This window comes from Candidatus Accumulibacter phosphatis, assembly GCF_012939955.1.
Classification (GTDB): Bacteria; Pseudomonadota; Gammaproteobacteria; order Burkholderiales; family Rhodocyclaceae; genus Accumulibacter; species Accumulibacter delftensis.
In genome coordinates, this window is the sequence record NZ_SPMY01000017.1 from 21,877 (window position 1) to 43,740 (window position 21,864).

The window sequence follows — 21,864 nt, forward strand, 5'->3', positions numbered from 1 at the left end:
AGAAGCCGGCTATTTCACCGGCGCCCTGCCCCTGCGCCAGACGCTAACGTAGGTCTGCTTTCCGGCCATTAAGGCGATTGCCGGAAAAGAACGTACCAGATTGCGCCGGATTTTCGGTCGTCTTCAAGGCGCGACAACAGGCGCATAGTCGAACTATGTAACTGTTGTTGTAACACAGAAGACGGGCGAAAAGACAAGCAAGATGGTATGCTATTTGACAGAAATCGCCTAAGCCCCCGGCCTTCCTAGCCGGCAAGAGGCGACTCGGGGTGAAGCAGGCGGCGGTCGAGCTGTGGCGAAGGCTGACGCCGCTGCCAGATCTCCTGCAGCGGAGCGAGCAGCAGCCGCTGCCAGGGCTTCACCGCCGGCTCGAAGCGGACGCGCCCGTCGCCGATCGCCTCCAGCAAGGCGAGACCATGACCCTCTACCAGATGGCTCTCACCCGCGGCGAGCAGGAAATCCCCGGCTTCGCCTTCGACCGTCAGCCAGACCCGGCCAGCGGTGCAGCGGATACGCACGCCCTTGGCAGACATCAGTCTGACCGGTGCGTTGTGGGCGAGATACAGCTCGCTGTTGTACAAATCAAAGTCCATGGCCAACTCCCGTGTTTCTGTTCTGATGAGACACAGTGTAGGGCAGCGGGCCTTGATAAAACAGTGACAACTTGGCAGAATTGTGACCAGCACAGTTCGCCTGATTACGAATTGTACCGATCAAGATTCGCAACAACTGTATTGGTGAAACCCATGCAACATGAACTCATGCGCTACGAACGACTGGCCGAGGATCTGAGCAGCATCATCGCCGGCGGCAATCTGCGCCCGGGCGAACGCCTGCCCTCGGTGCGGCGTCTGTCGCGCGAGCGGCAGCTGTCGGTGTCGACGGTGCTGCAGGCACTGCATCAGCTTGAAGATCGCGGACTCGTCGAGGCCCGCCCACAGTCCGGCTATTTTGTCCGCCATGCACCTGCGCCCCACGAACAGCCGAACGCGCGCTCGACCCCCGAGGAAGCAGTACCGGTAGATGTCAGCCAGCGCCTGATGCGGGCTCTGCAGACCGGCAACAAGCCGGGCGTCGCGCCGCTGGGCGCCGCCCTGCCCGCGTCCACCCTGCTGCCACTGGCAGCGTTGCAGCGGCTCTACGGCAGCGTCGCGCGGCGTCACCCGCGCCTACTCGAAGGCGCCAGCCACATCAACATGGACGAGGCGGCGCTGATCCGTCAGCTGGTGCTGCGCTCGGTCGGCTGGGCCGGGCCGCTGGCGGCCGAAGAGTTCGTGATCACCAACTCCTGCACCGAAGCCCTGGGACTCTGCCTGCGCGCGGTAACCGATCGTGGCGACACGGTGGTCGTCGAATCCCCGAGTTATCACCTGATGCTGCAGTTGCTCGAAACGCTGGGGCTGAAAGCCCTGGAGATCCCAACCGATCCGCGCACCGGCCTGTCGATCGAGGCGCTCGATCTGGCCACCCGAGACGGCCAGGTAAAGGCCTGCCTGCTGGTGCCCAACGCCAGCAACCCGCTCGGCAGCATGATGCCTGACGAGAACAAGCGCCGACTGGCAAAGCTGACCGCCGAACGCGGCGTAGCGGTGATAGAAGATGACATCTACGGCGATCTGTACTTCGGTAATAAACCGCCGCGACCGATCAAAGCTTTCGACAAGGCGGGAAATGTGCTGCTCTGCTCGTCCTTTTCGAAGTCGCTGTCACCTTCGCTGCGCCTCGGTTTCGTCGCCGCCGGCCGCTACCGGCGGCAGGTCGCGCTGCACAAGACGGTGAGTAGCGGCGGCACCAATCCGATCACCCAGATGGTCGTCGCCGAGTACCTCGAATCGGGCTCCTACGATCGTCACCTGCGTGGCCTGCGACGTACCTACGAGCGCCAGGTCGACGCCATGCGCGCGGCGGTGGGCCGACACTTCCCGCCAGCGACGCGCATGACGCAACCGCTGGGCGGCTTCGTGCTGTGGGTCGAACTGCCCGACAAAGTGGACACCACCGCACTCTACGACCGCGCCATCGCGGCCGGCGTCGCCTACGTGCCCGGAGAACTGTTCTCGGCCAGCGGCATGTACCGCAACTGCCTGCGACTCAACTGCGGCAACCCGCATACGCCCGAGATCGAGAACGCCGTTCGCCGCCTCGGCGAACTGATGGCGGCGTGAACTCTGGCGCCGCTGCACTGCCGACTCCAGGCCGCAAGTCGCGCAAAATCGCGGCAAAAAAACATGCCGATGCGGCTTTCGCAGCACCGGCACCCAATGGCGCCAGCAACAAGACGAAAACACAGCCTCTTGCGCGGCCCACACCCTCCTCCTTTGCTATCGACAACGGCCAGGTCAGACGCATCCTGCCAGGCAGCCAGCGCCCATCCCGATTGCTTAGGCGATTTCTGTCAAAGAACATACCATCTTGCTTGTCTTTTCGCCCGTCTTCTGTGTTACGACAACAGTTACATAGTTCGACTATGCGCCTGTTGTCGCGCCTTGAAGACGACCGAAAATCCGGCGCAATCTGGTACGTTCTTTTCCGGCAATCGCCTTATTGTTTTCAGGTGCACGGAATGAGCGGCCGAGCTTCTTTAAGCAAACTTCATACCACAACGACAAGCGACTGCTTTATTGCTTATTCCCGTGCGCGCCAGGGACACGGCTGTAAAATTTCTCGACAGTGCTTTCCCCGCTCGCCGCTTCTTGCCGTCAAAGCCGGTGCCGCCAGACTCACGGCCACCGCGAGCGCAGCGCTCGGCCAGCAAAAGGGGCAATCCGTAGTGCTAAGATGCTGCCCAGTCCAAACTCCGAAAAAACCCACCCAGAGAGGAAGCGCATGAAACTCGAAACCCTCGCCGTGCACGCCGGCTACAGCCCTGAAGCAACGACCAAGGCCGTCGCAGTGCCGATCTATCAGACGACCTCGTATTCGTTCGACAGCACGCAGCATGGCGCCGACCTTTTCGACCTCAAGGTGGCCGGCAACATCTACACGCGGATCATGAATCCGACGCAGGACGTCCTCGAGAAGCGCGTTGCCGCCCTTGAAGGAGGCATCGGCGCGCTGGCCGTCGCTTCCGGGCAGGCGGCAATCACCTACGCCATCCTGACCATCAGCGAGGCCGGCGACAACATCGTCTCGGCCTCGACCCTGTACGGCGGCACCTACAACCTCTTCGCCCATACCCTGCCTCAGTACGGGCTCGAAGTGCGCTTCGCCGATTACGCCGATCCGGCCAGCTTCGAGAAGCTGATCGACGAGAAGACCAAGGCCTTGTACTGCGAATCGATCGGTAACCCGCTCGGTAATGTCACCGATTTCGAGCAACTGGCGGAGATTGCGCACCGGCACGGCATCCCCTTGATCGTCGACAATACGGTCCCCTCACCCTACCTCTGCCGGCCGTTCGAACACGGCGCCGACATCATCGTGCACTCACTGACCAAGTACATTGGCGGCCATGGCAACTCGATCGGCGGCATCATCGTCGACAGCGGCCGCTTCCCCTGGGCCGAGCACAAGGCGAAGTTCCGGCGGCTCAACGAACCGGACGTTTCCTACCACGGCGTGGTCTATACCGAAGCGCTCGGCCCGGCGGCCTTCATCGGTCGCGCCCGCGTCGTACCGCTGCGCAACATGGGCGCGGCGATTTCGCCGTTCAACGTCTTCCTGATCCTGCAGGGGCTGGAAACCTTGCCGCTGCGCATGGACCGGATCTGTGCCAATACCGAAAAAGTCGCCGCCTACCTGCAGGGACACGCCAAGGTGGCGTGGGTCAACTACGCTGGCTTGCCCGCTCACCGCGACCACGCACTGGTCGACAAATACATGCAAGGCAGGGCCTCCGGGATCCTCACCTTTGGCGTCAAGGGCACCGACTGCAGCGGCGCGGAAGCGGGTGCGCGCTTCCAGGATGCGCTGCAACTGTTCACGCGCCTGGTCAATATCGGCGACAGCAAGTCGCTGGCCTGCCACCCGGCGTCTACCACGCACCGCCAGTTGGCTCCGGCGGAACTGGCCAAAGCCGGCGTTTCCGAGGAGATGGTTCGCCTGTCGGTCGGCATCGAGCATATCGACGATCTGCTTGCCGATCTGGAGCAGGCGCTGGCTGCGGCCTGACCAGGCCACGCCATCCGGCCATGCGCGCCTGATATTAGGGCGTTTTCTCGCGCGCATCGGCCAGAATTCTGGAGTAGGATAGGAGCATCTTGTTGCACGCACACCGCCCGCTGATGCCCGATAGCCCGTTCCGCCTGCCACTTGTCGATCTCTGCGCCGATGACGCGGAGATCGGACGCTATGCGGCACTGCTCGACAACCTGGGGATCGGGCTGCTGGTTTTCAACGCCGACGGCGGCTTGCAACTACGTAATCCGCAGGCCAGCAGCTTGCTCGGCGATGCGGAAACACGGTGGGAAGACGAGAACGGCACTGCGCTGAGCACCGACCAGCGTCTCGAAATGCGGGTCTTGCGCACCCGGAAAGCCATCTGGCAACAGACCCTCGGAATCAAACTGGAGGCCTCGGCAGCCGCCATTTGCTGCAACGCCAGTGCCTTCCCGGTGTTGGCAGAAGATGGCAGCCTGCGCTGCGTTCTGCTGACGCTGAGCGAGCTCACCGAGCATCCGAAGCAAACCAACGAAGCCCCGCAACGCGCAGCACACAACCCACTCACGGGAGTTTACCCGCAGGCTGATATCCTGCACTTGCTCGCCGACGAGGGCCGCCGCGCGACGCGTTATGGGACGCCGTTCTCACTCGCCCTGATCGGCATCGACCACTTCCCGGAGTTGTGCAGGGCGCGCGGCGCGCAAGCCGGCGAGCGCGCGCTGGCCGACATCGGCCAGCTATGTGGTGAAAGTCTGCGTGATGCCGATATGGTCGGGCGCTTCCGCGCCGACAAGTTCTTGCTGATCCTGCCTAATGTGCGCGTCAACGACGCCACCATCGGCCTCGAACGCCTGCGTGAACTGTTCGAAACGCGGCATGCGAGTGCTGACGCCGAGCCCTTGACGATCAGCGGAGGCGTCAGCGAATTTACCGGCGAGGACTCCGCGGCGCTGATCGAACGCGTCCGCTCGCTGCTCGCCGCAGCCCGTGACGCCGGTGGCAACCGGCTCTGCGTCAACCTCGATTTCTTTTAGAGAGCCGGGGAGTTCAGGGAGCAGCATGCTCCCTGCCCGGCGAACGATTCCGGCGCGCAAGCCGGAATGTGCACTGCAAGAGGAGGGGTGGTCAGGACAGATGCGGCAGGCCGAGATATTCGCGGGAGCGCATTTCGGTCAGTCGGCTGGCGGTGCGGAAGAACTCGCTGGCCTGCGTACCCTCGGTATAGAGTTCATCCGGCCCGCAGTCGGCAGTGGCGATCAGCTTGACCTTGTGATCGTAAAAAATATCCACCAGCCAGGTAAAGCGCCGCGCCTCGGAGGCCATGCTCGACGACATCCGGGGAATCGCCGACATCAGCACCGTGTGGTAGCTGAGCGCCAGTTCGAGGTAATCGTTCTGCGAACGCGGCCCGCCGCACAGTGACTTGAAGTCAAACCAGATGACGCCGTTGCCACGCCGCACGGTCGGGATGTCGCGACCAAGAATCTCGACGCTGCCGCCAGCCGCCCCCGCCCCGGCCGCGATGCTGGTGAAATACTCGGCCATCTTCGACTCGGCGGCGGCATCGGCCGGGCAGTGGAAAATTTCCACTTGCTCAAGCGTCCGCAGCCGGTAGTCGACACCGGAATCAATCTCCAGCACGTCCATGCGCGAGTTGATCAGGGCAATGGTCGGCAGAAAATTCTCGCGCTGCAGGCCATTCGGATAGAGCCGGTCGGGCGGGTAGTTGGAGGTCATCACGAAAACCACACCGCGTTCGAAAAGAGCTTCGAGCAAACGCCTGAGGATCATCGCATCGGCGATATCGGAAACGTGGAACTCGTCAAAACAGAGCAGCCGCAGCTCGGTGGCAATGCCTTCGGCCAGCCTGGCCAGCGGATCTTTTTCACCCTTCAATTGCTTGAGCTGGCGATGGACGTCGTGCATGAAAGCGTGGAAATGTACCCGCCGCTTGCGGCGATAAGGGACTGCATCGTAAAAGCAGTCCATCATGAAGCTCTTGCCGCGACCGACACCGCCCCAGAAATACACGCCCCTCGGCACTGGCGGTGGCGCAAGGAAACGTCGCAGCTTGTTGCTGCGCCCGACCTTGAACGACAGCAGCTCGTAGTACAGGCGCTGCAAGCGCTCGGCAGCCGTGCGTTGGGCGACATCGGCGATGAACTTGCGCGACGACAGCACGCGCTCGTAAGCGTCGAGCATGCCACGTTCGGGAACCTTGAGAATTCTGTGAGGCATCAGCGCCTTTCCGGTACGCACAGGCCAGCAGGCCAGCCCTGGCACCTGACTCGTTGGGCGGCGAGGCAGTGGTCAGCTCGGGCTGCTCAACTCTTCTGCGCCGCACGCCGCCCACTGCGGCGATGCCGATATTCTAAAGCATCAACGGCGATACGTCAGAATCGAGCACCAGCCGAAGCGCTTCGGGAAGCGCTGGTTCACTAGCGGTCATGACACGGCGAGATACCTCGGATCATGAAAGTCATGACCGCCCCCCCTCCACTTGCAGTGCGCATTCCGGCTTGCACGCCGGAATCGTTCGACGAGCAGGGAGCATGCTCCCTGAATTCCCCCGCCTCACCCCCGGCCCTTCTCCCGCAAGGGAGAAGGGAGGTTCGTGAGTCGCTTGCGCGACTTTCACATTAACCGCGCACCGCCTCCGCCCAGCAGTTGGGCGTCTCGTAGAGGCGCACGCGCTCGAGGCGCAACTGATTGCCGTAGCTGTCGCGATAGACCGCGTCGAGAATCGTAAACGCTTGCTGGGCAAGGTTCTCGGCCGTCGGCACGCAATCGAGCAGTACGGTCTTGTGGTCGGGTAAGGAGTGCAGGAAGTCGACCACCACTTGGTCGTCTGCCCAGGCGAGAAAGGCATGATCCCAGAGGTCAACCAGATGCCGCATGGCCAGCGCCTTCACTTCGGAAAAATCCATCACCATGCCGTTGGCCGGATCACCCGTCTGCTGAATGATCGCACCGCCAAGCGTGATCTCGAGCGCGTAGCGGTGACCGTGCAGGTGACGACACTGGCTCTTGTGGTCGGGAATGCGGTGGCCTGCGTCGAACTCCAGGCGGCGGGTGATAAGCATCTAAAAAAACGCGAAGAAAAGAGCCGCGATTATAGCACCGGCGAGCTCGCCCTCCGGGCATGAGAGCACCACCACGGTCGGCGTAAAACGTCCGCACCCGCGCCGCCAGCTGGCGCCGCCACTCACTCGTGAACAGTGATCGGCAGCGCTGCCATTTCCTTGTACAGCAGCGCCAGCGGCGGCTTGCGTGAAATGGTGATGATCCGCGTCCCCGGCGGGTAAATCAGATGATAAGTGAGGAACATGTAGGCATCACCAGGACCGAGCAGCAACTCGCGCAAGGCGGCGTAACCGGGATGCCCGAGAACATTCATCTCGGCGTATGTCCGCTGGTTGAGCCGTACGCAGCGTTCGCCAAGCTCGAGCTGGGGCTGCTGCGCGCTGAGCAGTTCGTGGGTCAGAAGGCGCCGAATGTCGGGCAGGACGACAACGCCGACACTGTCGGCGCCAAGCAGCCATTCGACCGCCCGGCCTTCGCCGCCGGGATCAGGCGCATGGTCACCAAAAGCCTGGCACCAGCGGGGAATAAAGGCCGAATAGCGGCGAATGCTTTTTTCCATGACTGGCAAACTCTAGGTTTCTTTTGCGGCCCGTTCGATGAGACTGCCGACGACATCGGTATCCGAGACGAAGCCCTGCAGATCATTGTTGTCGATGACCAGCACGCTCTTCACCGCGTACTGGATCATCAGCCGCGCCAGGTAGCGCACTTCCAGGTGTTGCGAAACCTGTAGCGCCGGCTTCTGCGCGATGTCATAGACGTTGAGCAGGTCGATGTCGCCATCGTCGGCAATGACCGCTCTGGCGACGTCGCGATAGGCGATCAAACCATAAGCATCACCCGAGTGACGCTTCTCGACAACCAGCGATTTGACTCCGCGCTCCTTCATCATCATCAGCGCCTCGCGGACGGTAGCCAGCGGGTTGATGGTGATGACGCTTCTTTTCATGATTCCGGCAACCAGCATTGCTAGAACTCCTTCACTTGATGACCAGGGTCAGAAATCGAAAAACACCGGGGCCACGAGGCACAGCGACTCACAAGCCCTCTTCGACCTCACGGCGAAACAGCTTCATCTGCTCCAGCCCGATTCCGACGACGCTACCCAGCGCTATCGAAAAAGCCAGGCCGCCGCCGGGAAGATCGAGCTTCATCTGCAACTTGACCGCCCGCAGGATACGCATCGCCAGTTGCTGTTCAGTGACGCACAGCAGCAGGGACTCCTTGCGCTCCAGACCGAGGCCGAGAAAGGTCTTGCGTTCATTGTGCCGCAAGCCCTTGCCCTTGATGATCGTAAAGCCGGTCGCTCCGGCCTGCTGGAGCAGTTCAACCGCTCTGTTTTCGTCCTCGTCGGGAACGATCAACACGACAGCAGAGAATTTCATGAAGTTTGCTCCTTGACGGGTTTTCTTGACTTCTGCAGCAAGGTGGCGATGATGCCGTAGGACATGACAATAATCATCGGTGTTAATGAGGCGAAGGCAATCAGACCGAAGCCGTCGATCATCGGGTCCCGCCCCGGGGTGCGCTCGGCCAGCCCGACACCGAGTGCGGTGACCAGGGGCACGGTCACCGTCGACGTCGTCACGCCCCCGCAATCGAAGGCGATCGGAATGATAAAACGCGGCGCGAGCTTGGTCATGGCGATCACCAGCAGGTAACCGGGGATCAGCCAATAGGCAATCGGGGTCCCGTCTACGATGCGCGCACAGCCGACGACCAGGCCGAAGCCGACACCGATGGAAACCAGAGAGCGCAGCCAAAAGCCCTTCAACTGGCCCAGGCTGACTTCGTCGGCCTTGATCGACAGCGCAATCAACGCCGGCTCGGCCATGGTCGTCGCGAAACCGATCAGAAAGCCGTAGAGATAGAGCACCCACATCGCCGCGCCGTCCTGCATCAGGCCACGGGTCATTTCGTCACCAAGCGGGAAGAGACCGATTTGCAGGCCTTCGTCGAACAGGTACAGGCCGACGGCGACGAAGAGCATGCCGACTGCCAGACCCTTGGGGTCGGCAAGCGGCCGCCGCAGAACGACAAAGCTCGCAAACAGGACCACGGCGATGATCGGCAAGAGGTTCTTGACCATGTTCAGAAAGCTGAGGAGCATCTCCACGGGGCCGAAGTGATGCCCGTCCATGGTGGGCATGATCAACACTGCGGTGCCGGCTGTAGCAGGGACAAAAAAGAGGATGCCGTAGAGCTGAATGATGATCATCGGCGCCAGCGCACCGAAAGCGATCAGACCGAAGCCATCGAGCATTGGATTGCGGCCACGAATGGTCGCCGCCAGGCCCACACCCATGGCAGTCAGCAGCGGCGCAGTGACCGTGGAAGCGACGACGCCGCCCGAATCGAAGGCCAGGCCGACCAGCTCCGGAGGCGAAAGCGCAGTCAGGCCAACGACGATCAGATAGCCCGGAATCAGGTAGAGAGCGATCGGATGGCCGAGCACGATGCGCCAGACGCCAACCATGATCGCCAGGCCGACGGCGAGGGCAGCCACCATGCGCAGGGTCGTTGCCCCCATGCTCCCGCCGGAAACTGCCTCAGCTTTGTAGGCCACGGCCATCAGTGCCGGCTCGGCGGCGACCGAAGCAAAGCTGATGCAAAAGGCAAAAGCCATTAGCCACAGAAAGGAGCCGCGGCGGGCAAAATCGAATGCCATCGTCTCACCGGCCGGAAAAATCGCGGCGTCCAGCCCTTTGACAAACAGTGCCAGTCCGATGAGGACCGCGGCAAATCCACCGACCAGAGCACCCAGGCTGTCGGGCATGCGCTGGATGAAAAACCACTGGAAGATGGCGACAACGATCAGCGTCGGCGCCAGGTCTCGCGCAGCTTCTTGCAGGAGTTCCCGGATCAGGCGTAGCAGCGACCCCATGCGCGCTAGGTCGCCGCAACCGCCGGCAGCGGGCGGCTCGGCAGTGGCGAGAGGGGACGACGTGCTTGGCTCATCGGCTCAAAATAAAAGAAAAAAAAAGCTGTGCGGGCTATCGTCGTCATAGAGGCAGATGATGCCGCAGATCGCTCCACACGGCAAGGCTGTCGGCATGAAAAGACGAACGCGGAGGCCGAGTTCATGGGTGCGAACGCAAAACGGCTGTGCCACCAAGCTCAATGCAAAGGACATGCAGCCGCGCAGCGCGGCGAAGCGCAGTACAGCGAAGCCCGTGCGGCGGCAAATCGCCTGCGCAAGCGGAGCGCAGGCCGACCCCAAAGGCGAGCCGGCCAGCAGAGAAGAAGCTCGGCAGCCCGCCGCCTCACCTCGTCAGGCCGACCAACTCATGGCCCGCGGAAATGCCCTTGTGCCTCGGCCTCACTGGCGAAGACCTGCGCTGCCACTTGCCGCTTCTCGAACTCCTCGGCCAGTTTCATGCGCAGGAAAGTGCTCGAGGTGTAGCGGGTGACATCGTGGTAGTGACGATCCATCAGATCCTTGACCATAGCGATGTAGGGGTCGACCAGTTCCGGCAAAATCGAGAAGCGGTCGTAATTGACGATCGTCTTGACCTTGTGAGCGAGCGGTGCCAACTGCTTTTCGACAGCTTGCCGAATCTCCTCGATCTCCGCTGCGCTGCGTACGCTCAAGCCGGAAAAATCGATGAAAAACAGGTTCTTGTTGGCGTCATACGAGAGGCGCTCGCTCATCGGCATGGCCAGCAATTCCTGGCGCAGCTGCATCGGGTCGTCGCTGAAAATGCGCGCCTCCATCAGCGCCGGAGCCCCGCGCATCACCGGCGTGAAGTCCATCCGGTCGAGAATGTCCTTCTGCAAGTCCACCCCCGGCGCGATCTCGACCAGTTCGAGTCCTTCGGCACAGAGGCGAAAAAACGCAACGCTCGGTGATGTAGAGCACTGGCTTGTTCCACTTGACAGCCTGCTCGCCGCTGAAAGTGCGGTGTTCGACGGCAGCGACGAATTTCTTCGCCTTGCCGTCTTCGAGAATGCGCAGTTTGCCGTCTTCGACCATCACGTCCAGTGTACCCGCCGTAAAGGTGCCGACGAAAACCACTTTCTTGGCGTTCTGCGAGATGTCGATGAAGCCACCGGCGCCGGCCAGACGTGGACCAAACTTGGAAACATTAAGGTTGCCTTCGCGGTCAGCCTGGGCCAGGCCCAGGAAAGCGATATCAATGCCACCGCCATTATAGAAATCGAACTGGCTGGGCTGATCGATAATCGCCTGGGCATTGACGGCCGCACCGAAGCTGAGCCCACCGGCCGGGATGCCGCCGATAACACCGGGCTCGGCGGTCAACGTCAGCAGGTCGATGACCTGCTCCTCGGCGGCAACATTGGCCACCCCCTCGGGCATGCCAATACCCAGGTTCACCACCGCGTTGGTGCGCAGTTCGAGCGCTGCGCGCCGGGCAATGATCTTGCGCTCGCTCATCGGCATGGTCTCTATGGCCGACATCGGCACTTTGATCTCGCCAGCGAAAGCCGCACTGTACTGCTCGACAAAGGTCTGCATGTGGTACTCGGGCTTTTCGGCGACCACCACGCAGTCAACCAGAATACCGGGGATCTTCACCTGACGCGGGTTCAAGGTGCCGCGCTCGGCAATACGCTCGACCTGCACGATGACAATGCCGCCCGAGTTCCTGGCGGCCATGGCAATGGCCTGCGCTTCCAGCGTCAGCGCCTCACGTTCCATGGTGACGTTGCCGTCAGGGTCGGCAGTGGTGCCGCGAATGATTCCGACGTGGATCGGAAAGCACTTGTAAAACAGGTATTCCTCGCCATCGATCTCCATCAGGCGGACGATGTCAACAACCGTCTTCTCGTTCAGCTTGCCGCCGCCAAAACGCGGGTCGACAAAAGTGCCGAGTCCGACACGGGTGATCGTTCCCGGCTTGCCTGCCGCGATGTCGCGGAACATGTGCGTAATCACACCCTGTGGCAGGTTATAGGCCTCAATACTATTGGAGACCGCAAGTCGCTGCATTTTGGGAACCAGGCCCCAGTGACCACCGACAACACGCTTCAGCAAGCCATGATGGCCGAAGTGATTGAGGCCGCGCTCCTTACCGTCGCCCTGCCCGGCGGCATAGAACAGCGTCAGATCACGTGGGCTGCCGAGGCCGGAAGCGTCGCTTTCGGCCGCCTCGAGAAAGCGCTGCTCGAGAGCCACGGCAATGTTCTCGGCAAAACCGATGCCGACGAAGCCGCCGGTGGCGACGGTATCGCCGTCATTGATGAGACCCACCGCGGCGCGGGCCGAAACAACCTTGCCGGTATCGGAAACGCGCAGCGAGGCGGCCATGGGGTGACGATCAAGCGACATGCGCTTCTCCTATGCTGGATGAGGTTGGCCGGCGATTGCAGCAAAGCCGGCGAGGAAAATGGTGATAGTACGACACGTTGCGGCCCACATCGGGTCGCTCAGAAAGGCATTTCGGGAACAAGCGGGCCAAGATCATCTTCTCGCCCGACGTCACGTACCAGCCTGGCGGCGAGTTTGGCGTCAAAATTGACCAGACGTTCGACGACCTCCGCGACCTGTTGCGGACACGCCGCGTGATGACAGGCCATTCCCCACAGGTAGTAAGCCTCGGCATGCATCGGTTGCAGTTCGACCGCGTGCGCAAACGCTTCGGCCGCTGCGGCGTGTTCGCCGAGACGAGCATGCGCCAGCCCGCTTCCGTACCACGCACGATCGAGCGCCGGCTTGCGGCGCAGCGCCGCGGAGAACGCAGCAATTGCCGCGCGCGAAGAGCCCGCCTGCTCAAGGACGAAACCATGGTTGTAATGCAGCTCAGCATCGTCAGGCGCCAGGCGCAGACATTCGACAAACCATTTGTCGGCCGCCGCGTAACGCTTGCTCTCGGCCGCGATAAACGCCAGATGACGTGCCGACGGCAGGTCGTCGGGCTGCAAACGATGGGCGACCAGATACTGGGCAAAGGCTTTTTCGTCGCGCCCGCAGAGGCGCCACAGCCAGGCCCGGGCATAATGTCGCCGATACTCAAAATTAACGCTCATGACAGTCGAGATCCCTGGACCATGAAAGTCATGATCGTCCCCCTCTTCACTTGCCGTACGCCGTCCCTTCTCCCGCAGGGTGGAGAGGGGGAATTCGTGAGTCGCTTGCGCGACTTTCACATTAATCTGCAGACACCACCGCAGCAAGACCGAGTGGATAGCGCGAAATTACCATGAGCCACCCCGATCTGTTTGTCGTCTCCATCTTGCGTGCCCTGGTCGAGGTCGCCCTGCTCTCGCTGCTCGGGCAAGGTGCAGTCGCACTTCTCGCTGGCGCCAGACGTGCCAGCAACCCGATCTATCGGCTGTTCGAGGTCGTCACCCGACCGGTTCTTGGCGTCTGCCGCCGGCTAACACCGAAAGTGGTCATCGACCGGCACCTCCCCTTCGTTGCCTTTTTCCTGAGCTTCTGGCTGTGGATCGTGCTCGCCTACGTCAAGCGCATGCTCTGCGAGCTGCACGGCCTGAGTGCTTGCTGAAGTGCCAAAGACCAAGGCGATTTCTGTCAAATAACATACCATCTTGCTTGTCTTTGCGCCCGTCTTCTGTGTTACGACAACAGTTACATAGTGCGACTATGCGCCTGTTGTCACGCCTTGAAACCGACCGAAAATCCGGCGCAATCTGGTACGTTCTTTTCCGGCAATCGCCTGAAGAGTCGCGTGCCAGGAGTCAAAACCGCCTCAGTTGGTCCACACCGGCTGGCTCAAACGCCGCCGCAGGTCATCGGGTATCGGCTCGATCTTCAGACGGTTGTATTGGTCGGCAATGCGCTGATAGGTGCCGTCCGCCTTCACTTCCTCAAGGGCCTTTTGCCATTTCTGCACTTCCGCGTCGGGCAGGTCTTTCGAGCCGGCGAGGTAGATCCCGCTCTCGCGCACGATCTCGCCGAAGTTGAGCGCGTCGAGGTTGCCGCCGACCTCGCGCATGCCGTAGATGATCATCAGCCGCGGTGCGAGCCAGGCGTCGATTCGCCGTTGCTGCATCTGGCGCGCGTTCATCCACTCCTCATGATGGGGCCGGATACGCTTGAAGCCGCGCTCTTCGAGCAGCGCTTCGGCGCCAGAGTTGCTGAGCACGCCGATTGGGCGATCCTTGACCTTGTCGAGGCTAGCCACGTCGATGCCGGCGCCGCCGACGACAACCAGATCGTCGGTGTAGAGCTTTGCCAGCCAGCTGTACTTGTCTTCCCGCTCGGGACTGCGGGTCAGGGCCAGGATGCCGATGTTCGGCTGCGTCTGAGCGATGCGCTGCGCTGCGTCCCAGGGCATGAACTCGATGACGCCGCTGTGGCCGGCGCGCTTGGCCATCTCGCTCACCAGCTCATAAACGAAGCCTTGCTTGACGCCAGGCGTCTCGGTAACGCTGACTGGCGGGATCTGAAAAGTGTAGGGCGGAAGCTCTGCAGCCAGCAAACGCAGCTCGTCCGCCCTCGCCACCGCCTGCGCTTGCACGCCGGAGTGCGGCGCCAGGGCAAACAGGGCGGCAAGGAAAACGAAAAGAATGCGCACGTGCGTTCTCCTCAAAAAGTGCCGAACATGCCGTCGAGAATGATCACCAGAATCATCGCGATCAGCGGGAAAGCAACGGCGACCATGAAGATGTCGAAATACGACTGCTTGTGGTTCAGCCTGCAAATGGCCAGCAGGGTGATCACCGCGCCGTTGTGCGCGGCAACGCGTCGAGGCCTCCGGAAGCGAGCGCGGCAACGCGGTGCAGGATTTGCGGGGAGATGCCGGCCGCCTGCGCCAGCTCAAGGTAGGTCTGCCCGACCGCCTGCAGCGCGATGCTCATGCCACCGGAAGCCGATCCGGTAATGCCGGCGAGCACGTTGACCACGATCGCCAGCCCGATTATCGGATTGTCGGTGAGCGACATCAGCCAGTCCCTGATGATCAGGAACGACGCCAGGCTGGCGATCACCCCGCCGTAGGCGACCTCGGAACCGACGTTGAGAATCGGCAGCATCGAACCGAGCGCGCCATCGGTCAGCGATTGGCGAACGTTGCTGAAACGCTTCCAGGTCAAGGCAATCAGCACCATGCACGCGATCAGCATTGCGAGAATGATCGCCCAGGTGCCGCCGACAGCGGAAACCGTCGTCTTGCCGTACTTCGGCAGCGCCAGGTAGTCGGTGTCCATGGCCGGGATAACGTACTTGCTGAAAATGAAGTTGAGTACCAAGACCAGAATAACCGGGATGATCGCCACGCCGAACGACGGCATGTCACCGGCGGGTGTCGACGTTGGCTCACCCGCGACGGCCGCCGGCTCGTCTTCACCGTAGCCTTCGCCGGCATTGCGCGCGCGCCGCGCACGCATCATCAGCCAGGCGCTGCCGCAGCCGAACATTAGCAGCCCGGCGATGACACCCAATCCCGGCGCGGCGAAGGCGTCGGTATGAAAATACGGCATCGGGATGGCGTTCTGGATCGCCGGCGAACCGGGCAATGCCGACATCGTAAAGGTGAATGAGCCAAGGGCGATGGCCGCCGGGATCAGTCGCTTGGGCAGGTTGCCTTCACGGAACATCTGAATGGCGACCGGGAACACCGCGAAAGCAACGACGAAAAGCGAGACGCCGCCATAGGTGAGGACGCCGCAGGCGAGGATGATGGCGATGATCGCCCGTTCCTTGCCGGTCCACTCGACGATCTTGTGGGCGATGGTCCGTGCGCAACCGGAGTCATCCATCAGCTTGCCGAAGACCGCGCCGAGCAGGAACAGCGGGAAGAACTTGATCAGGTAATTGCCCAGTGCGGGCATGAAGACCTGCGTGTAGGTGGCGATGATCGGCGCATCAAGCCCGCCGAAGAGCAGCCCGACCATGGCACAGATCGGCGCAATGATGATCACGTTCCAGCCGCGATAGGCGAGAACGATCAGCAGCACCAGCGATAGTACAATCCCCAGGATACCGAACACAGGCACCTCCATTGTTTATTTAGTTAGACGCCCCAGCGCTGCGAGGCGCAGTATCTACCCGTTTTGCGTGGCCAGTCAATTACAATCAATTACAAATCTACAAAAAAAAAATCTTGAACTTTAATGTTCGTGACATGTCTCGGAAAGCCATGCGCCGGAACAACGCCGGGACCGATCACAATACTTGCAGTGTCGTATTGAGCCTTCCGCTCACCAAGCCGGAAGCTTCCAGGCTCACGGCCGGCCCAGCCCGTTGCGTTGCGCCAGGGCTTGCGACAACATAGCCACCTACTGCTTCTGCAACACGACCCGCGGCACCGCGCCGATCGCTTTGCCAAAATGCTTTTCCTCCGCCATGTTTCCGACTAAATTCACACACAGCTTGCGTCCGCACCCCGCCACTCCGGCACCTGTCGTGCGCAGCATCGAAGGGTGCGCAACATGGCGCACGGACGGCCATCTCGAACTGGCCTGGTGCCTGCGCGGCGACATGGCGCGCTTGCGGATACCCGAGCCACGCACACCGGACTGCACCGACGGCCTATGGCAACACACCTGCTTCGAGGCCTTCGTCGGCGTCGCCGGCGATGCGGCTTACCGCGAGTTCAACTTCTCGCCGTCCGGGCAATGGGCCAGCTATGCGTTCTCCGGCTACCGCCAGCGAGAGACAGCGATCATCGCCTTCACGCCGCCGCAAATCGTCGCCAGGCTGTTTGCCGGCCGCCTGGAAATCGAGGCCATCATTGCGCCGCTCGACCTGCCGCCGATGGCCGCCACGGCAAGGCTGCAGATCGCTCTGGCAGCGGTTGTCGAAGCCGCCGATACGATCGACGGCTGCCACAGCTACTGGGCCTTGCAGCATCCGGCGGCGCTGCCGGATTTTCATCACCGCGATGGCTTCACGCTCGAACTGTCGCCATCGCCGCCCTCTCCTGACTGACGGAAAACCACATGCCCGCTATCGAGTTCGGACTCGACCGCCTGCTCAAGGACCCGCAACTGCGCAAGCCGCTACTCGGCCGCCGACTGGCACTGGTCGCCCACCCGGCGTCGGTCAGCGCCGACCTGAGACACGCGCTCGACGCCCTTGGCGCGCTGCCCGAGCTACGCCTGAGCGCTGCCTTCGGGCCGCAGCACGGGCTGCGCGGCGACAAGCAGGACAACATGGTCGAGTCGCCCGACTTCGTCGACCCGGCGCATGGCATCCCGATATTCAGCCTGTACGGCGAAGTACGTCGTCCGACGTCGGCGATGATGGACAGTTTCGACGTCCTGCTGATCGACCTGCAAGACCTCGGCTGCCGCATCTACACCTTCATCACCACCCTGCGCTACCTGCTCGAAGCCGCGGCCGAGCACGGCAAGGAGGTGTGGATTCTCGACCGCCCAAACCCGGCTGGCCGCCCGCTCGAAGGATTGCTGCTGCGCCCGGGCTGGGAAAGCTTCGTCGGCGCCGGGCCGCTGCCGATGCGTCACGGCCTGACGATGGGCGAACTCGCCGGCTGGTTCGTCACCACGCTGGACCTCGACATCGAGTGCACAGTCATCACCATGCACGACTGGGCGCCGACAACCGCACCCGGCTACGGCTGGCCGAGCGAGCAGCGCAGCTGGATCAACCCCAGCCCGAACGCGCCGAACCTGTCGATGGCGCGCTGCTACGCCGGCACGGTCATGCTCGAAGGCACGACGCTCTCCGAAGGACGTGGCACGACGCGTCCCCTGGAGCTTTTCGGCGCACCCGACATCGACGCCGAGCAACTGCTAAAAACCATGCACGCCCTGGCACCGGACTGGCTACTCGGCTGCCGGCTGCGCGCCTGCTGCTTCGAGCCGACTTTCCACAAGCATGCCGGCAAGCTCTGCCAGGGAATACAGATCCACGTCGACGACGCCCACTACCAACACTCCCGGTTTCGTCCGTGGCGGCTGCAGAGCCTGGCTTTCAAGGCGCTGCGGCAAGTGCAGGCAGACTACCCGCTATGGCGCGATTTCCCCTACGAATACGAGCACGAGCGACTGGCCATCGACCTGATCAACGGTTCGCCCCTGCTGCGCGAATGGGTCGACGATCCAGCGGCAACACCGGCCGACCTCGACGCCCTGAGCCGCGCCGACGAAGAGCTCTGGGAAGAAGAACGCCAGGCATACCTGCTCTACTGATGCCGGTCACTGACGCACAGCCCGATACGCCGCCAGCGCGCCGAATCGCCCATCTCGACATGGACGCTTTCTATGCCTCGGTGGAGTTGCTGCGCTACCCGGAGTTGCGCGGCCTGCCGGTGGTGATCGGCGGCAGTCGTACGCAGCAGCCGCTGCAGCTCGCCGACGGCGGGCGCCGTTTCGCGCGCCTGCGCGACTACGCCGGCCGCGGCGTGATCACCACCGCCACCTACGAAGCGCGCGCCCTCGGCGTCTTTTCGGCGATGGGCATCATGAAAGCCGCCAAGCTGGCACCGGAGGCGATTCTCCTGCCGGTCGATTTTCCCGCCTACCGGCACTACTCGCGCCTCTTCAAAGCCGCCGTGGCGCAGCTCGCGCCACAGATCGAAGACCGCGGCATCGACGAGATCTACATCGACCTCAGCACGCTCGCCGAAGACAGCCGGCTACTCGCGCAGCGCATCAAGGACGCGGTACGCGCGGCGACCGGGCTGTCGTGCTCGATCTGCATCGCAGCCAACAAGCTGCTGGCAAAAATCGGTTCCGACCTCGACAAACCGGATGGCCTGACACTGCTGAACGCGGAGGACCTCACCCAGCGCATCTGGCCACTGGCGGCGCGCAAAATCAACGGCATCGGCCCCAAGGCCAGCGAGCGGCTGGCCGCGCTCGGCATCCACAGCATCGGCGAACTGGCGCAAGCCGAAGCCGGTTTCCTACAACATCACTTCGGCCGCAGCTATGGCCGCTGGCTGCTCGCCGCCGCGCACGGTATCGACGAACGAGCGCTGAGCACCTCGTCCGAGCCGAAATCGATCAGCCGCGAAACGACTTTCGAGCGCGACCTGCATCCACGCGACGATCGCCCGGAACTGAGCGCAATTTTCACGGCACTGTGCACGCGCGTCGCCGAAGACCTGCGCCGCAAGGACTACCAGGGCCGGACGATAGGCATCAAGCTGCGCTTCGCCGACTTCCAGACCGTCACCCGCGACCTGACCCTGCCGGCCGCCATCGACGATGCGCAGGCCATCCGCCGCGCCGCCGGCGAATGCCTGCGGCGCGTGCCACTCGATCGCAAGCTGCGCCTGCTCGGGGTACGCGTCAGCGCGCTGTCGGCACGCGGCGCGGCAGAAGATGAGGCGCCACCGCGCCAACAAGAGCTGGTGTTTGGCGGCTCGGTCGATAGGCCGAGCTACTCAATCAGGAGAGAGCGGACGGGCGATGGCTCGCCAGCCACTTGCGCAGGAGATCATGAAGCGCGCGAGCGGTAGCCAGCAGGTCATCGGCCTCGCCAGCACTGGCTTCGACCATGCCACCGTAGGCGGATGCGTTGCGCCGGGTATGGTAGCGATCGAGGGTGATCCAGACTTGCGGCGGAGCATCAACGGTGATTGCCAGGGCCTGGAAAACCACGGCCCGGTGACCACGGCCGCTATCCGGGCGGTAACCGTTGGCGCGCAAGGCAGCAAAAGCCAGGGCGTGTGCGGCATCGTAGGCAAGCATGAAACGGCCAGGCGGACTTAGCGAGGGAATGGCGGCGTCGGCCAGAAAAATGGCAGCCTTGCGCAGGGCTGTGGCGATTTCGTCATCGGCAGGCGGTTCCGCTTTGAGCTGGCCAATACGCACCAGGTTTTCAAGAGCGCTCACGACGCCACCGTCGGTTCAAGGGAGCCCCAAAGCGTAATTAGTTCGCCAGTCAGAACATTCTTCAAGAAGTAGTCGTCATTCTGACGCCTGAGCTTGTACTCCTCGGCACTCATCAGCGTCGGAGATATATGCATGCCAAGCGCTTCCTCCGCCTCGTGCAAGGGAACGGCCAGTTCGGAGAGACGAATTTCGCCGATAAGCAGCAAGTCAACGTCACTGTCGGCGCGCTGCTCTCCTCTGGCTACCGAACCAAAAATGATCGCACACCGAATGCGGCTGACGACCGGCTCGAGACAATGCCGAAGCTGGTCGGCAATTCCGAAGGACTTCCCGACCAGGCCGACGAGTTCCGGATATACCGCCGCGTCGGGGTTGGCGCGATAGAAAACGAGATTTCCTCGCGGCTCCCGGAGAATCAGTCCGGCAGCGGTAAGGCGCTCCAAGTCCTTGTGGACCTGGCTACCGCCCGTCCCCACGCGCCTGACGATTTCGCGAGTGTAGAAAGAGCTTCCCGGCTGCCCGAAGAGCAGCGCCAGCACGCCGCTCAGCGTTCTGCTGAACAAAGCATTGGCAATCCCCTTGCTGGCGGCGTTTGACATGGGCGACTCGGACCTGAAAACAGATCAATCGTACCTCATTCAGGTTCACCACGAAATACTCGCAGCGCCAGCCTGCCAAGGCCACAAAACATCATCGGCATCGGCTGCAAGGCCAGCGAGCTTCCCGCAACAGGCCGCAACTCGTCGGAGCGACCCTCAGCGATTAACAGCGCCCATCATGTTCGCCGGGTAGCGCTCGCCGGCAGCGGCGTTGAACGGGAACGCCTCGTCCAGCGCAGCCATCTGCACGGGCGTCAGCCGAAGGGCGAGGGCGCCGGCGTTCTCTTCAAGATACTTGCGCCGCTTGGTACCGGGGATCGGTACGATGTCGTCGCCCTGCGCGAGCACCCAGGCCAGCGCAAGCTGGCCCGGCGTACAGCCGATCTCGGCGGCCATCGTCCTGACCTGCTCTACCAGCGCCAGATTCCGCGTGAAGTTCTCGCCCTGGAAACGTGGGCTCGAACGCCGGTAATCGTCGGCAGCGAAATCCTCGGGGCGCGTAATCGCCCCGGTAAGGAAACCCCTGCCGAGCGGGCTGTACGGAACCAGGCCGACGCCAAGCCGCCGGCACGTAGCCAATACCTCGCCTTCCGGGTCACGCGACCACAAGGAATACTCACTCTGCAACGCAGTTATGGGGTGCACCTTGTGCGCGCGTTCGAGCGTGCTGGCAGAGGCCTCGGACAAGCCGATGTAGCGCAGCTTGCCGGCCTGAACAAGCTCGGCAAGCGCGCCGACCGTGTCCTCGATCGGCACTTTGGGGTCAACTCGATGCTGATAGTAGAGATCGATGGTCGTCACCCCAAGGCGCCGCAAACTGCCTTCGAGCGCGCTGCGCAGGTACTCGGGGCGGCTGTCGAAACCGCGCACCGATACATCATTCGGATCGCGCAAGATGCCGAACTTGGTGGCCAGGAAAACTTCGCTTCGCCGCCCCCTGATCGCCCGCCCGACGAGTTCCTCGTTGGTATGCGGGCCGTACATATCGGCGGTGTCGAGAAAGTTGATGCCGAGGTCCAGCGCGCGGTGGATGGTGGCCATCGATTCGCTGTCATCACGCCCGGTGTAGAAATCGCTCATCCCCATGCACCCCAACCCAAGCGCCGATACCCGCGGGCCGCCACGGCCAAGTTGTCGCGTTTCCATCGAAGTCTCCGGGACAATAAAAGCATAGGCTAGCACGTGTCACTCAGCCGTCAAGCGATGGTTTTGGAGCTGCGGCGGCAGAAATGTTCGCCGTTTGCCGCGCGGCACCGCCACAGCCGACCGAGAAACGCCTCTGATCAGCGGCCTATTCGCCGCTTGTTTCAGCGCTGACGCTGCCATACTGACAACACCCATGTCGGTGAGGCCG

General features: G+C 62.3%; 19 protein-coding genes and 2 pseudogenes. 7 read left to right on the plus strand and 14 right to left on the minus strand.

What is annotated here, in order from left to right:
* Nucleotides 1-245: 245 nt before the first annotated feature.
* Nucleotides 246-593 carry a DUF2917 domain-containing protein gene (locus E4Q23_RS05755; RefSeq protein WP_169065751.1) on the minus strand — a complete coding sequence of 116 codons (348 nt, stop codon included), beginning with the start codon at nucleotides 591-593 and terminating at the stop codon, nucleotides 246-248.
* Between the two features lie 153 nt (nucleotides 594-746).
* On the opposite strand from E4Q23_RS05755, the gene E4Q23_RS05760 reads away from it, so the two are divergent.
* The 3 genes from E4Q23_RS05760 to E4Q23_RS05770 all read left to right on the plus strand — a co-directional run bounded on the left by E4Q23_RS05760 (nucleotide 747) and on the right by E4Q23_RS05770 (nucleotide 5,135).
* On the plus strand, nucleotides 747-2,165 hold the full coding sequence (locus E4Q23_RS05760) for a PLP-dependent aminotransferase family protein (RefSeq protein WP_169065752.1): 1,419 nt from the start codon (nucleotides 747-749) through the stop codon (nucleotides 2,163-2,165).
* A 661-nt stretch (nucleotides 2,166-2,826) separates the two neighbouring features.
* Nucleotides 2,827-4,110 (plus strand): O-acetylhomoserine aminocarboxypropyltransferase/cysteine synthase family protein, encoded by a 1,284-nt coding sequence (locus E4Q23_RS05765; RefSeq protein WP_169065753.1) that lies wholly within the window; start codon nucleotides 2,827-2,829, stop codon nucleotides 4,108-4,110.
* Between the two features lie 92 nt (nucleotides 4,111-4,202).
* A complete protein-coding gene (locus tag E4Q23_RS05770; RefSeq protein WP_169065754.1) occupies nucleotides 4,203-5,135 on the plus strand; it encodes a sensor domain-containing diguanylate cyclase in 933 nt (310 codons plus the stop codon).
* A gap of 91 nt (nucleotides 5,136-5,226) precedes the next feature.
* On the opposite strand, the gene zapE is transcribed toward E4Q23_RS05770, so the two are convergent.
* The 8 genes and pseudogenes from zapE to E4Q23_RS05810 form a co-directional block, all read right to left on the minus strand.
* Complete coding sequence (gene zapE / locus E4Q23_RS05775; protein ID WP_169065755.1) at nucleotides 5,227-6,339, minus strand: cell division protein ZapE; 1,113 nt, start codon at nucleotides 6,337-6,339, stop codon at nucleotides 5,227-5,229.
* Nucleotides 6,340-6,740: 401 nt separating this feature from the next.
* Nucleotides 6,741-7,184: a 6-pyruvoyl trahydropterin synthase family protein gene (locus tag E4Q23_RS05780; protein ID WP_169065756.1), complete on the minus strand. Its 444-nt coding sequence runs from the start codon at nucleotides 7,182-7,184 to the stop codon at nucleotides 6,741-6,743.
* Between the two features lie 122 nt (nucleotides 7,185-7,306).
* Nucleotides 7,307-7,744 carry a hypothetical protein gene (locus E4Q23_RS05785; protein ID WP_169065757.1) on the minus strand — a complete coding sequence of 146 codons (438 nt, stop codon included), beginning with the start codon at nucleotides 7,742-7,744 and terminating at the stop codon, nucleotides 7,307-7,309.
* A gap of 12 nt (nucleotides 7,745-7,756) precedes the next feature.
* Complete coding sequence (locus E4Q23_RS05790) at nucleotides 7,757-8,152, minus strand: CBS domain-containing protein (RefSeq protein ID WP_169065758.1); 396 nt, start codon at nucleotides 8,150-8,152, stop codon at nucleotides 7,757-7,759.
* A gap of 70 nt (nucleotides 8,153-8,222) precedes the next feature.
* A complete protein-coding gene (locus E4Q23_RS05795) occupies nucleotides 8,223-8,570 on the minus strand; it encodes a P-II family nitrogen regulator (RefSeq protein ID WP_169065759.1) in 348 nt (115 codons plus the stop codon).
* Entirely contained in the window at nucleotides 8,567-10,069 is a 1,503-nt protein-coding gene (locus E4Q23_RS05800) for a DUF1538 domain-containing protein (protein ID WP_169065760.1), read from the minus strand. Before E4Q23_RS05800 ends, E4Q23_RS05795 begins: the two co-directional genes overlap by 4 nt.
* A 401-nt stretch (nucleotides 10,070-10,470) precedes the next feature.
* Nucleotides 10,471-12,475: pseudogene (locus E4Q23_RS05805) on the minus strand (acyl CoA:acetate/3-ketoacid CoA transferase).
* 98 nt (nucleotides 12,476-12,573) lie between these two features.
* Nucleotides 12,574-13,173 (minus strand): tetratricopeptide repeat protein, encoded by a 600-nt coding sequence (locus tag E4Q23_RS05810; protein ID WP_169065761.1) that lies wholly within the window; start codon nucleotides 13,171-13,173, stop codon nucleotides 12,574-12,576.
* Nucleotides 13,174-13,346: 173 nt separating this feature from the next.
* Between E4Q23_RS05810 and E4Q23_RS05815 the strand changes: the two genes are divergently transcribed.
* On the plus strand, nucleotides 13,347-13,652 hold the full coding sequence (locus E4Q23_RS05815; protein WP_169065762.1) for a hypothetical protein: 306 nt from the start codon (nucleotides 13,347-13,349) through the stop codon (nucleotides 13,650-13,652).
* Nucleotides 13,653-13,856: 204 nt separating this feature from the next.
* Here the strand turns inward: E4Q23_RS05815 and E4Q23_RS05820 are convergent, their stop codons facing one another.
* Together E4Q23_RS05820 and E4Q23_RS05825 are read right to left on the minus strand one after the other, a co-directional pair.
* Entirely contained in the window at nucleotides 13,857-14,684 is an 828-nt protein-coding gene (locus tag E4Q23_RS05820; RefSeq protein ID WP_169065763.1) for a transporter substrate-binding domain-containing protein, read from the minus strand.
* Between the two features lie 11 nt (nucleotides 14,685-14,695).
* Nucleotides 14,696-16,098 (minus strand): annotated as a pseudogene (locus E4Q23_RS05825) (GntP family permease).
* A 415-nt stretch (nucleotides 16,099-16,513) separates the two neighbouring features.
* On the opposite strand from E4Q23_RS05825, the gene E4Q23_RS05830 reads away from it, so the two are divergent.
* Genes E4Q23_RS05830 through dinB form a run of 3 tightly spaced genes read left to right on the plus strand, consistent with a single transcriptional unit; the run spans nucleotide 16,514 to nucleotide 19,535 of the window.
* Nucleotides 16,514-17,038, plus strand: coding sequence for a DOMON-like domain-containing protein (locus E4Q23_RS05830; RefSeq protein WP_169065764.1), 525 nt, complete (start codon nucleotides 16,514-16,516; stop codon nucleotides 17,036-17,038).
* A gap of 11 nt (nucleotides 17,039-17,049) precedes the next feature.
* Nucleotides 17,050-18,261: an exo-beta-N-acetylmuramidase NamZ family protein gene (locus tag E4Q23_RS05835; RefSeq protein WP_169065765.1), complete on the plus strand. Its 1,212-nt coding sequence runs from the start codon at nucleotides 17,050-17,052 to the stop codon at nucleotides 18,259-18,261.
* Nucleotides 18,261-19,535, plus strand: coding sequence for a DNA polymerase IV (gene dinB, locus E4Q23_RS05840; protein ID WP_169065766.1), 1,275 nt, complete (start codon nucleotides 18,261-18,263; stop codon nucleotides 19,533-19,535). Before E4Q23_RS05835 ends, dinB begins: the two co-directional genes overlap by 1 nt.
* Here dinB and E4Q23_RS05845 read toward each other — a convergent pair.
* From E4Q23_RS05845 to E4Q23_RS05855, 3 genes are all read right to left on the minus strand, one after another.
* Nucleotides 19,465-19,911, minus strand: a complete 447-nt coding sequence (locus E4Q23_RS05845; RefSeq protein ID WP_169065767.1) for a hypothetical protein — start codon at nucleotides 19,909-19,911, stop codon at nucleotides 19,465-19,467. The two genes, dinB and E4Q23_RS05845, sit on opposite strands and share 71 nt — an antisense overlap.
* Nucleotides 19,908-20,510, minus strand: a complete 603-nt coding sequence (locus tag E4Q23_RS05850) for a nucleotidyltransferase domain-containing protein (protein ID WP_169065768.1) — start codon at nucleotides 20,508-20,510, stop codon at nucleotides 19,908-19,910. Before E4Q23_RS05850 ends, E4Q23_RS05845 begins: the two co-directional genes overlap by 4 nt.
* A gap of 156 nt (nucleotides 20,511-20,666) precedes the next feature.
* Entirely contained in the window at nucleotides 20,667-21,656 is a 990-nt protein-coding gene (locus E4Q23_RS05855) for an aldo/keto reductase (RefSeq protein ID WP_169065769.1), read from the minus strand.
* Between the last annotated feature and the right edge of the window lie 208 nt (nucleotides 21,657-21,864).